Source organism: Marinomonas epiphytica, assembly GCF_054780655.1.
This window is the reverse complement of the sequence record NZ_BAAGVX010000026.1, coordinates 416,805-431,722: the sequence shown is the minus strand read 5'-3', so window position 1 is coordinate 431,722 and position 14,918 is coordinate 416,805. Positions and strand designations below refer to the sequence as shown.

At 43.3% G+C, this 14,918-nt stretch carries 14 protein-coding genes and 5 tRNA genes; 9 read left to right on the top strand and 10 right to left on the bottom strand.

Annotation, left to right across the window (positions count from 1 at the left end; all coding sequences use genetic code 11):
• Window position 1: 1 nt before the first annotated feature.
• Window positions 2-77, bottom strand: a tRNA-Ala gene (locus tag ACYVGZ_RS07165).
• 167 nt (window positions 78-244) lie between these two features.
• Between ACYVGZ_RS07165 and ACYVGZ_RS07160 the strand changes: the two genes are divergently transcribed.
• Together ACYVGZ_RS07160 and ACYVGZ_RS07155 are read left to right on the top strand one after the other, a co-directional pair.
• Entirely contained in the window at window positions 245-1,471 is a 1,227-nt protein-coding gene (locus ACYVGZ_RS07160) for an EAL and HDOD domain-containing protein (RefSeq protein ID WP_460753230.1), read from the top strand.
• A gap of 71 nt (window positions 1,472-1,542) precedes the next feature.
• Window positions 1,543-1,627, top strand: a tRNA-Leu gene (locus ACYVGZ_RS07155).
• Between the two features lie 91 nt (window positions 1,628-1,718).
• On the opposite strand, the gene ACYVGZ_RS07150 is transcribed toward ACYVGZ_RS07155, so the two are convergent.
• Window positions 1,719-2,150 (bottom strand): acyl-CoA thioesterase, encoded by a 432-nt coding sequence (locus tag ACYVGZ_RS07150; protein WP_460753227.1) that lies wholly within the window; start codon window positions 2,148-2,150, stop codon window positions 1,719-1,721.
• Window positions 2,151-2,336: 186 nt separating this feature from the next.
• Here ACYVGZ_RS07150 and ACYVGZ_RS07145 point away from each other — a divergent pair, with 186 nt between their 5' ends.
• The 4 genes from ACYVGZ_RS07145 to pdxR all read left to right on the top strand — a co-directional run bounded on the left by ACYVGZ_RS07145 (window position 2,337) and on the right by pdxR (window position 7,761).
• Entirely contained in the window at window positions 2,337-3,095 is a 759-nt protein-coding gene (locus ACYVGZ_RS07145; protein ID WP_460753224.1) for a TSUP family transporter, read from the top strand.
• Window positions 3,092-4,462 carry a sulfoacetaldehyde dehydrogenase SafD gene (gene safD, locus ACYVGZ_RS07140; protein ID WP_460753221.1) on the top strand — a complete coding sequence of 457 codons (1,371 nt, stop codon included), beginning with the start codon at window positions 3,092-3,094 and terminating at the stop codon, window positions 4,460-4,462. Before ACYVGZ_RS07145 ends, safD begins: the two co-directional genes overlap by 4 nt.
• Window positions 4,463-4,766: 304 nt before the next feature.
• A complete protein-coding gene (locus tag ACYVGZ_RS07135; RefSeq protein WP_460753218.1) occupies window positions 4,767-6,155 on the top strand; it encodes an aminotransferase family protein in 1,389 nt (462 codons plus the stop codon).
• 127 nt (window positions 6,156-6,282) lie between these two features.
• Window positions 6,283-7,761, top strand: coding sequence for a MocR-like pyridoxine biosynthesis transcription factor PdxR (pdxR, locus tag ACYVGZ_RS07130; protein WP_460753215.1), 1,479 nt, complete (start codon window positions 6,283-6,285; stop codon window positions 7,759-7,761).
• A gap of 198 nt (window positions 7,762-7,959) precedes the next feature.
• On the opposite strand, the gene ACYVGZ_RS07125 is transcribed toward pdxR, so the two are convergent.
• From ACYVGZ_RS07125 to ACYVGZ_RS07090, 8 genes are all read right to left on the bottom strand, one after another.
• A tRNA-Leu gene (locus ACYVGZ_RS07125) sits at window positions 7,960-8,046 on the bottom strand.
• Window positions 8,047-8,058: 12 nt separating this feature from the next.
• Window positions 8,059-8,132, bottom strand: a tRNA-Cys gene (locus tag ACYVGZ_RS07120).
• 24 nt (window positions 8,133-8,156) lie between these two features.
• A tRNA-Gly gene (locus ACYVGZ_RS07115) sits at window positions 8,157-8,231 on the bottom strand.
• Window positions 8,232-8,327: 96 nt separating this feature from the next.
• Window positions 8,328-8,888 (bottom strand): CDP-diacylglycerol--glycerol-3-phosphate 3-phosphatidyltransferase, encoded by a 561-nt coding sequence (pgsA, locus tag ACYVGZ_RS07110; RefSeq protein WP_460753212.1) that lies wholly within the window; start codon window positions 8,886-8,888, stop codon window positions 8,328-8,330.
• 43 nt (window positions 8,889-8,931) lie between these two features.
• Entirely contained in the window at window positions 8,932-10,755 is a 1,824-nt protein-coding gene (uvrC, locus tag ACYVGZ_RS07105) for an excinuclease ABC subunit UvrC (protein ID WP_460753209.1), read from the bottom strand.
• 13 nt (window positions 10,756-10,768) lie between these two features.
• The gene (locus tag ACYVGZ_RS07100) at window positions 10,769-11,410 is read right to left on the bottom strand and encodes a response regulator (RefSeq protein ID WP_460753207.1); all 642 of its coding nucleotides are present in this window, start codon (window positions 11,408-11,410) and stop codon (window positions 10,769-10,771) included.
• 81 nt (window positions 11,411-11,491) lie between these two features.
• Complete coding sequence (locus ACYVGZ_RS07095) at window positions 11,492-12,250, bottom strand: replication protein P (RefSeq protein WP_460753204.1); 759 nt, start codon at window positions 12,248-12,250, stop codon at window positions 11,492-11,494.
• Window positions 12,216-13,019 (bottom strand): DnaT-like ssDNA-binding domain-containing protein, encoded by an 804-nt coding sequence (locus ACYVGZ_RS07090; RefSeq protein WP_460753201.1) that lies wholly within the window; start codon window positions 13,017-13,019, stop codon window positions 12,216-12,218. The genes ACYVGZ_RS07095 and ACYVGZ_RS07090 overlap by 35 nt, the downstream gene beginning before the upstream one ends.
• Before the next feature lie 225 nt (window positions 13,020-13,244).
• Here ACYVGZ_RS07090 and hpf point away from each other — a divergent pair, with 225 nt between their 5' ends.
• The 3 genes from hpf (at window position 13,245) to tusD (ending at window position 14,914) form a co-directional block, all read left to right on the top strand.
• Entirely contained in the window at window positions 13,245-13,559 is a 315-nt protein-coding gene (gene hpf / locus ACYVGZ_RS07085) for a ribosome hibernation-promoting factor, HPF/YfiA family (protein ID WP_460753199.1), read from the top strand.
• Between the two features lie 212 nt (window positions 13,560-13,771).
• Entirely contained in the window at window positions 13,772-14,428 is a 657-nt protein-coding gene (locus ACYVGZ_RS07080; RefSeq protein WP_460753196.1) for a Bax inhibitor-1/YccA family protein, read from the top strand.
• A gap of 93 nt (window positions 14,429-14,521) precedes the next feature.
• Complete coding sequence (gene tusD / locus ACYVGZ_RS07075) at window positions 14,522-14,914, top strand: sulfurtransferase complex subunit TusD (protein WP_460753194.1); 393 nt, start codon at window positions 14,522-14,524, stop codon at window positions 14,912-14,914.
• Window positions 14,915-14,918: the final 4 nt, after the last annotated feature.

The following is a 14,918-nucleotide window of genomic DNA, read 5'->3' as shown; positions in this document are numbered from 1 at the left end:
ATGGTGGAGCTATGCGGGATCGAACCGCAGACCTCTTGCATGCCATGCAAGCGCTCTCCCAGCTGAGCTATAGCCCCATAAACTGAACGCCGTGCATTTTAGGGAGCTAAAAAGTTGCTGTCAATACTTACGCCCCCTCCAAGTTACTAAAATTAACATTTTAATTTACAAACCTACCTTCATACCCTAGTCTAAATCCTAGTATTTGATATATTCGAGCGACATTAGAAAGAATAAAAAATGCATGACTAGCCTACCAAATTTGTACGATGATTTAATGATGGCCCAACAGCCCATACTGACACACAGTAAGGAAGTGTACGGTTATGAGCTATTGTTTCGCTCTAAAAACGAAATCAGTGCGGATGAATTTGATGGCAATCTGGCCACCAGCCGTGTTCTGGTAAACCTCTGTATTGGTATTAGCCAAATTGAGTCATTACAGGGCAAGCCGTTTTTTATTAACATGACCACCGACTTGTTATTAGACGACACCTTTATTCCTGTTGACCCTAAAACCATTTGCATTGAAATCTTAGAAGACCAAGAACTGTCTCCTGAATTCATTCAAGCAGTAAAAGAATGGCATGATGCTGGTTATCTATTCGCTCTTGATGATTATCAATTCACCGATGAGTACAAAGCATTATTACCTTGGATCTCCATCATTAAAGTGGATGTACTTGCCACAAACCCCATTCGTTATAAAGATCAGTTAAATGAACTCAAAGCAATGGGCATGACTTTACTTGCCGAAAAAGTCGAAAATCAAACCATGTTTGATTTGTGCGAAAAAATGGGCTTTGAGCTTTTTCAGGGGTACTTTCTACAGCGCCCCCAATTGATTAAAGGCAAAACCATAGACTCGGAAACCCAAGGCGCCTTATCTCTTGTTAATGCGCTGCAAGACGAAGAGATCTCCATTGATATTATCAGCGATATGGTGGCCGGCAACCCAACTTTGTCTTTTCAGTTATTACGTATTTTAAACAGCCCTATATGTGGCCTTGGCAAGCAAGTGGAATCTATTAAAGAGGCGGTTGTTTTTATTGGTTTAGCGCAATTAAAACGCTGGGCCCTATTGATTACGTTAACGTCTTCTTCTGATCAACCGCTATCTCTATTTAAGCTGTTGTTAACCCGCGGGCATTGCTGTCGATTGCTTGCTATGGAACAAGCGCCTGAATTACAAGAAACCGCTTTCATGGCCGGTTTATTATCAGGTATTGATGCCATTTTAGGTGTGGATAAACAAACCGCTTTTCAACAGATAGCTTTATCAGATGAAATAAAAGAGGCTATTTTACACGGAAAAGGCCAGCTAGGAGACTTATTAAAGCTCACTTTAAGCTGCGAAGAGCAAAAGTGGTCGAGGCTAAAAAAATTAGACTCCAAAACACTGAACACCCTTAACAATGCCTTTTTAGAAGCCATGATACGGGCTGATGAGGTCATTGCCAGTATTCAATAATTTGTATCTTTTTCATCTAAACAATTGACAGCTAAGTAAAAATACATAGAATACTCATCACCTTTTTCAGGGCCAGTGTGGTGGAATTGGTAGACACGACGGATTCAAAATCCGTTGCCGAAAGGCGTGGCGGTTCGAGTCCGCCTACTGGTACCATATAATCAAATAAAACTTTATTGATATTTGAAGGTTTATTTATCTCGATCAATCCTCATCTTTCTTTTAGGTATCTCACTTGACCTAATAATTAGTCACATTCCAAACTGTGGTTCACGTAGTCTGGTAGGTCTTCTTCTTTAGGGATTGGTGTTGAGCGGCCTTCTTCATCAATGGCAACAAATTTAAACATAGCTTCTGTTACTTTCTCTCTATGGCCTATACGGCCACGGCGCACCCAAGCTTCAACACGAATGTTCATGGAAGTACGGCCCACTGAATCAACACTTGTATACACCCCCAAAATATCCCCTACTTTGACAGGTTTAATAAAACTCATGCTATCAATCGCAACGGTAACCACACGAGCTTGAGCCCTTTGACCTGCGCAAATACCTGCCGCAATGTCCATTTGCGATACCACCCAACCACCAAAAATATCACCCGCTGGGTTAGTGTCGCTTGGCATGGCAACGGTTCTTGTAGTTAATCTGACTTTATTTTTGTCCTGCAACTGTGACATTCGCTCTCTCCTAAGGCATGTTTGACACGGCACTCCCCCATATTAAACACCATGCCTGCTGGATAAAAAACCATTCAATGTTAATAAGCAAAACCCACTGGACTATAAAACATTCCGAACTGGATCTATTTCACTCTTCTAGATTTTTCTACTCTGGTACTACTTTCAATTTATTAGGCGAGCAACGTGGACATTATTGAACTCTCGAACAGCAGTATTTTTTGGTTATCAGCTGCCATCGCTTTGGCTTCTATGATCACCTCAATTACTGGCATGGCGGGTGGCGTTTTAATGTTTGCAGCGATGAGTGTTTACCTCCCCGTTCGGCCACTTGTAGCGATTCATGGCACGGTTCAAGTGTTTAACAATGCGGCTCGAAGCTGGTTTTTGCGCTCTCATATCCGCTGGGCGATGTGTCTGCCATTTGGATTAGGTGCCATAGTTGGTGCAACACTCACAACCCTTTTCATTGTCCAGTACATTGGAGAATTTTTTCCGTTACTCATTTTGCTGTGCTTAATACTTTATATTTTATTTAAACCAAAGCACATGCCCGAGTTAAAAATCCAGGATAAAGATTTTTTCTGGGTTGGCATCGCCACAGGCAGTTTAGGCATTATTGCGGGCGCTATAGATCCACTGTTGGCGGTTTTCTTTATTCGCAAAGACCTTTCAAAAGAAGAAGTGGTTTGCAATAAATCCTTAATGCAGCTGTTTGCCCATTTAACCAAGATCCCCGCTTACTTATTCATTGGTTTCTCATTCATAGATAACGCTTGGCTGATTGCTATTTTAAGCCTAGCGGCTGTTCTAGGAGCCCGACTCGGTGTCGTAGTTCTTAGCTATATCAATACGAAAATCTTCTTTACGCTTATGAAGTTAGCACTCTTTATTGCTGCCGGGCGTATTCTCTTTCAACTCATTCAAATGGGAGCACAGACATGAGCCAAACCTATACTTTAACGAACCCGTTTAATAACGAAGACATTGGCACTTATGAATTCACTTCATGGGCAACCATTGAGGAAAAACTGGCGACCCTAAAAGCTGGACAAAAAATACAAGCCAAAACAGCCGCTTTTGAACGTGCCAATGTACTCTTAAAGCTTTCTGAGCTTTTAAAAGAGCATTCTGAAGAGTTTGCCCAGTTAATCACCAAAGAAACCGGCAAAACCATCTCAGACTCTCGAGTAGAGATGATGCGCGCCATCAATGCGACCATTGCCTGTAGTGAAGAGGCGCGACAGATTTCAGGGGAAGCATTAGATTCAGATGCTTACGCGAATATGGGTAAAAAAATGGGGATTGTTTGCTGGCGACCTCTTGGCACCATTTTTTGCATTACTCCGTTTAACTTTCCCATCAATATCGCCATTCATAAAATTGGCCCTGCTTATGCGGCTGGTAATTCGGTGTTATTTAAACCCAGTCCACAAAATACCGAGTCGTCGTTACTGTTAGTAAAACTTTGCTATGAGGCAGGTTTTAGTAAAGAGATATTGCAGTACTGCATGCCAGAATTAAAAGATTTAGACCAACTTAATGCCCACCCAAGTGTCAATGCCATTAATTTCACAGGTGGCACTGCGGCTGCCAATGCCATTGCTGCGGCAGCGGGCTATAAAAAATTGCTACTCGAACTCGGAGGCAACGACCCGCTCATTATAATGGATGATGCCGATATTCAAGCTGCGGTCAAAGCAGCCATTAACCAACGCTTTGCCACAGCAGGACAACGCTGTACCGCTGCAAAACGCTTATTCGTTCATGAAGCAGTCTACGAGGCGTTCCGTGATTTGCTAGTCGCTGAAAGCCAAAAATTGATTGTGGGTGATCCAACCAAAGAAGACACCTTCATTGGCCCAGTCATTCATCAAGGCGCAGCAAACCAAATTCGTGAATTTATTGAAGACGCCATCAATAAAGGAGCCACAGTTACCATGGGGAACCAATATGATGGAGCGTTTGTTTACCCAACCATCTTAGAGAACGTTTCCCCCGACTGCGAGCTCATGGCAGAAGAAGCCTTTGGGCCTGTGATGCCGCTATATAAATTTAGCAATGTAGACGACATTGTTCCTATCATTAACAACACGGCTTATGGCCTACAAGGCGGGATCTTCACCAACAATTTAGCCCTAGTGAAACGTTTGTTTGAAGAACTCGATGTGGGCACATTAGCAACCAACGACGGCCCAGGCTTTAGAACGGAACACTTCCCATTTGGTGGCGTGAAAGAAAGTGGTTTAGGCCGTGAAGGCATTAAATACGCCATTCGAGAAATGAGTTTTACCAAAACACTTGTACTATAGTATTCATTTTATAAAACCAATTTGCAGTTAAATTTACCTATCTTTTAGGCCCCATGACTCCCTCCCGATCATGGGGCCTTTTTTTATTCTTATGTCCTTAATTGCATGAATTAATTCGCTTTTTCATTCTTAGTGGACTGGCCTCATGGAGGTTCTGTATCTGGTTCTAACTGCATCATTAGGTTAGGAGTAATTTAAATAACAGAAATTGATATTCCCACCTTAATTATGAACTTATTCGATAACGAAAGTCATTCACAAGGATGTTGGGACCCCTTTCAGCGCTAAATAAAACGAGGTAACTATGACCAGCTACAGTGTAAATGACTTTGACTCTCTTGATGTTGTGAGCAACGACAGAAATCACGTATGGCATCATTTAACAAACCACAAAGGATTAGAAAATGCCGACCCAATGGTCATTGTTAAGGGTGAAGGTATGCGCGTTTGGGACGCCAAAGGCAATGAGTACCTGGACGCCGTGTCTGGCGCCGTTTGGACAGTAAATATTGGCTATGGCCGCACCGAAGTTGCCGACGCTGTCCGCGATCAATTAGTGCAGATGAACTTTTTTGGCCACTCAGCGGGTAATGTTCCTGCCGCACAATTCTCCAAACGCTTAATTGAAAAAATGCCAGGCCTAAGCCGCGTGTATTTTTCTAACTCAGGGTCAGAAGCAAACGAAAAAGCCTTTAAAATTGTTCGTCAAATCGCTCATCAAAAATACGGTGGAAAGAAAACCAAAATTCTATATCGTGAACGCGATTACCACGGCACCACCATTGCAGCACTGAGTGCGACTGGTCAGCATGAGCGCCGAGATCAATACGGCCCCTTTGTACCAGACTTCATTGAAGTACCTCATTGCTGCGAATATCGAGCCCAAGAAGGTGCTGATGTTAAAAACTATGGTGTGTGGGCAGCCAACCAGATTGAAAAAGTCATTCTGCAAGAAGGGCCAGAAACCGTTGGCGCTCTGTGTCTTGAACCCATTACTGCTGGTGGCGGAGTGATTGAAGCACCAGAAGGCTATTGGCCTCGGGTTCAAGAAATTTGTAAGCAGTACGACATTCTACTGCATATTGATGAAGTGGTGTGTGGCCTTGGTCGCACTGGCAAATGGTTTGGTTACCAACATTACGGAGTTCAACCTGATATTGTTACTATGGCAAAAGGGGTTGCATCGGGCTACGCGGCGATTTCTTGCACGGTAACAACAGAAGAAGTATTCAACGCTTTTAAAGCAGAAAGCGACCCTAGAATGGGCTATTTTCGTGATATTTCGACTTTCGGTGGCTGTACTGCGGGCCCTGCAGCGGCTCTTGTCAATATGCAAATCATTGAAGACGAGCAGCTACTTGATAATGTAACCACTCAAGGGGAATACTTATTAACTCGCTTGCAAGAACTCATGGACAAGTACCCGATTATAGGTGATGTTCGTGGTAAAGGTTTATTTGCAGGGTTTGAATTAGTGAAAGACCGCCTCACTAAAGAACCGGTCGATGAAAGCGTGATTTTATCTTTAGCGGGGCACTGTATGGCTAATGGCGTCATTATTGGCCGCACCAACCGTAGCTTCAAAGCTTACAACAACACCGTTTGCTTGGCCCCGGCTTTGATTGCCACAAAAGAAGATATTGACGAACTTGTCGAGGCGCTAGATTCAGGGCTAGAACACATTTCTGCTTAATACACCTGCTAAGTGTCACCAAGCTTATGGCTTGGTGACATGCTTTCCTGGTCTTGTGTTATTAGCACTTCACCTAGCATTAGGATTAGAATAGAAAACTCGATGTGTTTTACCTTAAGGTCCTCATATGTTCCACTTGTTTCATCTCGCCCCAGGTAGTGGTAGTAGCCTTCAACAACAGCTTAGGGAGCAAATCGCATCCGCTATTTTAAAAGGTAGCATTCCTTTAGAAGTGCCGTTACCGTCAAGTCGCAAGCTATCCCAACAATTAAATATTGCTCGTAACACGGTTGTATTAGCTTATGAACATTTACTGGACGACGGCTATTTAATTGCCAGGGAAAGACGCGGCTATTTTGTCAATCCAGACATATTAGCTGGTAAGGTGGAAGAACAAGCAGATCATTCAAATGATACATCCCTTGATTGGGAAAAGCGTTTTAAGGTTAAACCCAGCCTACAGAGCAACATAGTAAAAGCCCGTGATTGGCAAAATTACGACTACCCTTTCATTTACGGCCAATACGATGAAAAAATATTCCCCAGTGTCAATTGGCGGGAATGCTGTAAAGACGCCGCCAGTAACGCCGCGGTGAGTCAGTGGGCAGCCGATAGCATGGGGCTTGATGACCCCAAATTGATAGAACAAATTCGAACCCGTTTACTACCAAGGCGCGGTGTTTGGGCTTCGCCGGAGCAAATATTAGTCACAGTAGGTTCTCAGCAGTCTCTATTTTTACTGGTTCAACTTTTGCTCGACAAACACTCCCTATTTGGCCTAGAAGACCCAGGCTATGTAGACGTGCGCAATATTGCTAACTTACACAAATGCCCCACCAAAGCACTGGCTGTGGACTTTGATGGGCTGGTCGTCGATGAGAAACTTGATGACTGCGACCTTATTTACACCACCCCAAGCCACCAGTGCCCTACAACTGTCACCATGCCGCTAGAGCGGCGTAAAGCATTACTTAGCAGAGCTCAACAAAAAGACTTTCTGATCATTGAAGACGATTATGAAATCGAAACAAACTTCGACAGTCAACCAACCCCCGCATTGAAAAGCTTAGATACCAATGACCGCGTTATTTATATTGGTAGCCTTTCCAAAACACTCGCCCCAGGCTTACGGCTGGGCTATGTAGTGGCTTCTAAGCATTTAATTAAGGAAGCGAGAGCCTTACGCCGCTTAATGATCCGCCACCCAGCTTCTAATAACCAACGTGCCGCAGCCCTGTTTTTGGAGCGGGGCTATCATGATGCCCTACTCATGAACATTAATCGTAATTATCAGGCTCGCTGGCGCGCTATGAATGACGCTCTCAATAAACACTTGCCAGGTTGCCATAATGTGCCCAGTTTTGGTGGCTCTAGTTACTGGATAAAGGCCCCCAACGGCATTGATGCCACCGAAATCAAAGCGATTGCCATGCAAAACAGCATCCTCATTGAGCCAGGAAAAATTCACTTTATGGAATCTGAAGATAATACTCGCGGCAACAACTACTTTCGTCTTGGTTTTTCTTCTATTTCATCTGACCGCATCGAACCAGGCATCAAGAAATTAGCCGACATTATCCGCCAAAAATACCCAGACCTATGGTGATGAGCTATTTCTTTTTTTAATTCAGATCAATAACTTAGAATAGGCATCCATTAGAGTTGGCATACTTAGCTGATAAATTTTCAGTTTAGATCTACTAATCAAGAGTGTCACTGAGTATTAAGTGAAGCGCTGAAAGTCTGATATTACAAGGGATAGGAAGGATTAAGAATGGTGCAGAAACAAAAAAGGCACCATAAATGGTGCCCGGGACCGGAATTGAACCGGTACGCTCGTTAAAGCGCAAGATTTTAAGTCTTGTGTGTCTACCAATTTCACCACCCGGGCATTTATCTGATATGGAGGCCGGAGTCGGAATCGAACCGGCGTCCACGGAGTTGCAGTCCGCTGCATAACCACTCTGCCATCCGGCCTTCTGTATCAGAACTCTTTTAAGATGGAGCGGGAAACGAGGCTCGAACTCGCGACCCCAACCTTGGCAAGGTTGTGCTCTACCACTGAGCTATTCCCGCGTCTCAAAAGATGGTGCATATTCTATGAATTTCTGACGCGAGGTCAAGGAAAAAATCCAAATAAATAGCCAACTTAGCTGTTTTTTTTCATTTTGATTACTTTGTGTTCGATTTACTTGGCATTAGCTCTGGCCAAGCTGCTTTTAAGTACACATACATAGACCATAAGGTTAATAAAGCAGCAATCACAAGCACTGCTTCACCGAAGTGTGACCAAAAACTTCCAGGAGGTGTGCTCAATAAAATCAAGATTGCCAGCATTTGCATGGTGGTTTTCAACTTACCCACAAAAGAAACCGCCACACTGGCGCGTTTACCCATTTCTGCCATCCACTCTCGCAAGGCTGAGATCACAATCTCTCGACCAACAATAACTGCACTGGCTAGAGTCATTAAAGGGTTTGCATAACTTGCCACTAACATCACCAAAGCAACTGACACCATCACTTTATCGGCCACTGGGTCAAAAAAAGCTCCAAAGGGACTGGTTTGGTTTAATTTACGTGCCAGGTAGCCATCAAGCCAATCTGTGATCGCGGCTAAACCAAAAATGATGCCACAAGTTAGGTAGCGCCCTTCCCAGGGTAAATAATAAACCGCCACCAAAATGGGGATCATCAAAATACGCACCGAGGTTAAAATATTGGGTATATTCATATTATTCCTACTTTATTACGCCGAGTATGAATCACCCGAACCACTAATTTTTATGCAGATGAAGGTAGATTTCTTCTGCTTTTTTAACGCTAATCCCTTTCACCTTGGCGATCTCTTCTTGGCTTGCTGACATGAGCTCTTGATGTCCGCCAAAGGTTGTTAATAACTCTTTACGACGATTCGGGCCAATACCTGGAATTTCTTCCAAGACCGAGTGTCTGCGTTTCTTATCACGACGCCGGCGATGATTTTTTACCGCAAAACGGTGAGCTTCGTCTCGAATGTGTTGGATCAAGTGTAACGCTGAGGAATCAGGAGGCAACACTACTTCGTCCTCTTTGGAGCCAATATATAAGGTTTCAAGGCCAGGCTTACGAGTATCACCCTTGGCGACCCCTAATAAAAAGATATCCACCAAACCTAACTCTCGCAGCACGTCTTCAGCTTGGCTTAGCTGTCCTTTCCCCCCATCTATTAACAATACATCAGGAGCTGCCAGTTCGCCGTCTTTCACTCTTTGATAGCGGCGAGTTAACGCTTGCCTCATAGCCCCGTAATCGTCGCCCGCTTCCACGCCTTCTATGTTAAATGAACGATAACGTTTTTTATCAGGACCGTCTGGGCCGAATACCACACAAGATGCCACCGTGGCCTCACCACTAGAATGACTAATATCAAAACACTCCATATGAGCTGGAGGCTCTTTAAACCCCAACACTTTTTGCAACGCACTGATCCGGCTAAAGTGGTTACGTTTGTCACTAAGGCGAGCTTGCAAGCCCTGCTCAGCATTTAGCTTAGCCAAGTCTAACCAACGGGCTCTCTGCCCTCTTACATTGGCCACCAGCTCAATGCGCTTTTGTAGTGAGGTGAAAATACCTTCAACCAAAATATCTTTATCTTCTATTTCGTGGCTCACAATCAGACTTTTGGGCAGCTCTTGAGCGCCTGAAAGATAAAATTGAGCAATGAAAGAAGACAACAACTCTGCCTCAGAAATCTCCAACGGCATTTTAGGGTAATAGCTTTTACTACCTACTACTTTTCCTTTACGCACCATCATTAAGTGCACACACAAACCACCAGGCTGTATGATGGCGGCTAAAACATCAGCCTCACCGGATTGGCCATAAACATGCTGCTGCTCTTGAATGTGTTTCAGCTGTACTATTTGATCTCTAAGCTCAGCTGCTCGTTCAAACTCCATTTCCTGAGCAGCATTTTTCATTTGTACAGTAATCTCAGCGGTGAGCTCTTGGTTCTTACCTTGTAAGAACATTTGCGCATGTCGAACGTCAGAGGCGTACTCTTCATCTGTTATCAGATTGACACAAGGAGCAGAACAACGCTTGATTTGATACTGTAAGCAGGGCCTAGAGCGGTTGCTATACACAGAGTCCTCACATTGGCGCACTTTAAACACCTTTTGCATGGTGTTTAAACTCTCTCGTACGGCACTACCACTGGGAAAGGGGCCAAATAAGGTGCCTTTTTCTTGTTTGGTACCGCGCCGGAACAACAAGGCTGGATGTTCATGTTCAGACAATAAAATATAGGGGTAGGACTTGTCGTCTCGCAGCAAGATATTATAAGGAGGTCGATGCTGCTTAATTAGCGTTTGCTCTAAAAGTAATGCCTCGGTTTCACTTTTGGTTACGGTAATGTCAATGTGGTCAATCTTCGCCACCAAGGCCATTGTTTTGGTCGTTAGCCCTGTTGGACGAAAATAACTGGCTACTCGGTTTTTGAGGTTTTTCGCCTTGCCAACGTATAACAGCTCGTCCTTGCTGTCATACATCCGATAAACGCCGGGACGAGTCGTCAAATGCTGTACAAAATGTTTAGGATCAAATACCTGAGTGTCCAAAGATGCCTCTAAACTATTTCATGCCTAAGATTTTATAACGAGTAGCTAAGCGAACCAACGCCACGTCATTATCAATATTTAACTTGCTAAAAATACGTGTTTTAAAGGTGCTCACGGTTTTCGGGCTGACATTAAGTTTGTCGGCAATGTCTCGCATCTTCTCACCATCCACTATCATCTGCGCTACCTGTACTTCGCGAGTTGATAAAGGCTCTAGAATACCACCTTGTTGATCTTCTGATACTTTAGACAAAGCCATGCTACGCGCCACATCATTTGAAATAAAACGCTCTCCAGCCATGACCGTTTTAATGGCTTCAAATAACTCGTCAGGGGGGGTGCCTTTGGTAACATAACCTGACGCCCCTGCTTGCAATAATTGGGTTGGGTACAAGCTGTCGTTTAATGCCGACAGAGCAATAACCTTGGTATTAGGAAATAAGCGTTTTATTTCCTGGGTCGCACCTAAGCCTCCAATTCCTGGCATATGTACATCCATGAAAACCACATCTGGCTGTAAGCTTCTAGTTTGCTCAATGGCTTCTTCACCACTGGCCACCGTACCTACTACGTCCACTCCATCTGCAGTTTGCAAAAAATGGCTAAGGGAGTGGCTAAGCATTTCATGATCATCTACCAGTAAAACTTTTATCATAAATACCTCTAATCACTTAGTGCTAAAAAGCACTTCCAGCCTCATTGACTAACACAAGGCCTTCTTTAAAAACTCAAATCCTTAGTTTGGTAACTCACCTTGAAATCCCATTTCCCGTAACTTCTCTAAACTTATTTTACGATAGCTTTGACGAATTCCAGAACCGTAGGTTTTTTGCGTGTAATAAAGTAAAGGGGCGATATCCTCCTCTACCATGTTTAACTGCGTTGCGATTTCGGCAACTAAACCTTTAATATCAAAGCTTTGCTTATCTTCAATCATAACGATAGCAGGCACCACTAGGCGCTCTCCAGCGATCACTCTATCCACTACTTTTAAATAGTTACTTTCAAATAGTGGCCAAGTAGTGCGCTCTGCTTCTGTTTTAAGTTTGTACCAGCCAGTTTGTGAACCAGCGAAAAATACAGCGGCATGACTCCATTTAAAAACTAAAGGGTCCACACGGCAAGCACAGGCTTCCATATAGGCACTGCGTGGATCTTTTAAACCATAAGCCTTGTAAGCCGTATTGATTAGCTGTAAAAACTCGGAAATAGTTGGCGGCCACGCATAGGTTTCTTTAGTTCGCTCAACAGCATAGGCTAACAGCGGCTCCTGAAAACCTTTTAATGCAACAGCCCATTCTCGCTTAGCCAGTTTCACTTCTTCTGTGGTGCTATAAGCAGAAGCGAATTTATGGGTATATATGGCTTTAAAACGGGCAAAAAGCATATTAACCAGAACCCGCGTTTTTTGCTCACCTTCTTGGTTAGCGTGTTTTTGCTCTACCGACTCAGTTCGCTCATCACCAGTCTGTGTCGTGGATGTTGGAGAGTGCATCGCTAACTTGTTCTCTAGAGGTTTTACCAAATTTTGAACTGACTGAGGTTCCTTCATAAGAAGTTCGATCCGCTTGTTTGTATTGCCACTGGCGTTTTACGTATTTAAAAAATTCACTGTTCCAAGTTCTAACGTTTTTGCGTTGCTCTTTTATACGCAATAAAAACTCTGTTTGTAAGCCTATGGCAAATTCTCGGTTAATGCCTGCTTGGCTAATTTGTTCCAAGGTAGCCTCTTCTGGCTGCCATTGATCTGGTTGCCTAGAACGTTCCTTCTGCTCAAGGTAAAGGTCAAAATCGGTAACACCTCGTCTATCTTTAGCATTATTCACCGAAGCAGGAAACTCATTTGGTGCTTGGCGATATGCAGGTTTGGATGAAACCGGCGCTTCAGGCTGACGTGGTGCACTCTTTTGCGATTCTTTGTGCAACCGTTTCATTTTATTCATAAGGGCATCATCATAGCTATCTTTTTGCCCAGTTCCTGACTTAACTGCAGTTCCCTGCATTGGAAACTCTATTTTTAGTACCTGTTCTTGACGAGCATATTGGATCAATTGGCTAAGCTGTAAATTTTCCAGCAAGCGCAGTAATTGCGGCATTGTCCAAAATGGCAACTTGCTACTCAGCTGACTGGCTTCAAACGTCAGTACTGGGCTGTTTATTAAATAGACCTGCTGCTTTAAAAAAGTCAGTAAAACCGCTTCTTCCAAGCCAATTTTTGCGGCGAGTGAAAAAGACACAGGAACAGAATAGTCGTTATCAAACATAAAGCTCATTTTCGTTAGATTGATGAAGCAGTTTATCAAATGCCATGCCTAGAAGCACGATAAGCCTGCCAAGATTTACTGACAAGATGGGCTTTTATTTTATCAAGACAAGACTGACGAAATATCATTTTCAGTATTGACACTACCAATACGCACTTCTATGCTGAAATGGCGTGACAGAAAGCAGGAATGTACAACCACCTTGGTTTAAAGGAGCAAAATTCTATGCATACAATAAATATTACTGGACACCATGTAGATGTAACACCCGCAGTAAAAAGCCACATTGACGAAAAACTCAATAAAGTCATTAAACTTTCCGATCAAATTACCTCCATTAACATCACTCTATTAAAAGACAGCAAGCAACAAAAAGCCGAAGCCGTTTTACACCTTCCTGGCAAAGAAATTTTTGCTGCTTCAACATCAGAAGATCGTCTTTTTCACGCTATCGATGGCATGGTAGATAAGCTGGCCAGACAAATAGACAAACATAAAACTAAGCAATCATCCCACATACATCGAACACACGTCGCCTAGCTTTAACAAGGTGCGAGCTTCTCTGTTCGCTCGCATCTTTTCCCGTACCCTCTCCCTTAAAGTTAACTTGTCGCATCCTACTCTTTGGAGCGAGCGCTTTTGTTTACTAATTTGTGAATTTTTAGCCAAGTTACACACTAACTCTTGAGTTTTTTACTTTTCGACTCCATATTAGACGTTATATTGCTTTTTAACTAATAGGAGTCAATCCAATGCGTTACACTGAAGCTCTTTCGACACATACGTCTAAAACAGCTAATAAAACGCTACGCAATACTTATGGCCTACTTGCCTTAACTTTATTGTTTAGCGCCTTTACTGCCGGTTTGAGCATGGCTTTACAGTTACCTCATCCTGGTTTGATCATTACCCTAGTTGGTTTCTACGGACTATTGTTTTTAACTCATAAATTCCAAAACAGTGCTGCTGGCATCTTGTGTGTATTTGCCCTCACTGGCTTTATGGGACTCACTCTTGGACCAATTTTAAGTGCTTATTTAAGCCTTTCGAATGGCGCCAGCTTGATCATGAGTGCTTTAGGAATTACAGGGTTATCTTTCCTTGGCCTATCGGCTTATGCCTTAGTTTCTAAAAAGGACTTTAGCTTCTTAAATGGCTTTATCACTGTTGGCTTTTTCGTTTTATTGTTTGCCATGATTGCCGGTTTCTTTGTGCAAATGCCAGCGTTACAAATCTTTATTTCAGCTGGTTTCGCGCTGTTCTCTGCGGCAATTATTTTGTTGCAAACAAGTGAAATCGTTCGTGGCGGTGAAACGAACTACATCATCGCGACAGTGAACCTATATGTATCTTTGTACAATATGTTCCTGAGCATTTTGTCGCTACTTGGCATGGCTCGCGACGAATAATAGGTTTCTTGAACGCAACACGAAAAGGCCGCGACTGCGGCCTTTTTATTAAGTAAAATACACGATTCATCGCTATTTAAATAAGGTAAAACCATGCCTTCTGCTTTGCTTGTTACTGGCTCTCCCTACCAATCTCGTGCTTGCCATACCGCTTTTCGCTTTTTACGGACCGCCTTAAAAAAAGACCCAACCAGTATTAATGGCGTCTTTTTTTATCAGGACGCTGTATTAATCGGCAGTCAGCTTGCTCAGCCACCAAGAGATGAGTTTAACCTTACTCAAGCATGGCAAGCGCTAAGCAAAGAATATGACCTTCCTTTATACCTTTGCATTGCCGCTGCCGTACGCCGCGGCATTATTAATGAGTCTGAAAGCCAACGCTATGAACTAGACCAACATTCAATTGCCTCTGGGTTTCAGCTTGAAGGGCTAGGCACTCTAGTTGAACTTATGAACAGCAGCCAAAAATTGATTCAGTTTAGGTAACAGC

Bases quoted from the DNA above. Each gene is read 5' to 3' on its own strand.
- ACYVGZ_RS07160 (WP_460753230.1), top strand. From the start codon at position 245: ATGACTAGCCTACCAAATTTGTACGATGATTTAATGATGGCCCAACAG.
- ACYVGZ_RS07150 (WP_460753227.1), bottom strand. From the start codon at position 2,150: ATGTCACAGTTGCAGGACAAAAATAAAGTCAGATTAACTACAAGAACC.
- safD (WP_460753221.1), top strand. From the start codon at position 3,092: ATGAGCCAAACCTATACTTTAACGAACCCGTTTAATAACGAAGACATT.
- ACYVGZ_RS07135 (WP_460753218.1), top strand. From the start codon at position 4,767: ATGACCAGCTACAGTGTAAATGACTTTGACTCTCTTGATGTTGTGAGC.
- pdxR (WP_460753215.1), top strand. From the start codon at position 6,283: ATGTTCCACTTGTTTCATCTCGCCCCAGGTAGTGGTAGTAGCCTTCAA.
- pgsA (WP_460753212.1), bottom strand. From the start codon at position 8,888: ATGAATATACCCAATATTTTAACCTCGGTGCGTATTTTGATGATCCCC.
- ACYVGZ_RS07100 (WP_460753207.1), bottom strand. From the start codon at position 11,410: ATGATAAAAGTTTTACTGGTAGATGATCATGAAATGCTTAGCCACTCC.
- ACYVGZ_RS07095 (WP_460753204.1), bottom strand. From the start codon at position 12,250: ATGCACTCTCCAACATCCACGACACAGACTGGTGATGAGCGAACTGAG.
- ACYVGZ_RS07090 (WP_460753201.1), bottom strand. From the start codon at position 13,019: ATGTTTGATAACGACTATTCTGTTCCTGTGTCTTTTTCACTCGCCGCA.
- hpf (WP_460753199.1), top strand. From the start codon at position 13,245: ATGCATACAATAAATATTACTGGACACCATGTAGATGTAACACCCGCA.
- ACYVGZ_RS07080 (WP_460753196.1), top strand. From the start codon at position 13,772: ATGCGTTACACTGAAGCTCTTTCGACACATACGTCTAAAACAGCTAAT.
- tusD (WP_460753194.1), top strand. From the start codon at position 14,522: ATGCCTTCTGCTTTGCTTGTTACTGGCTCTCCCTACCAATCTCGTGCT.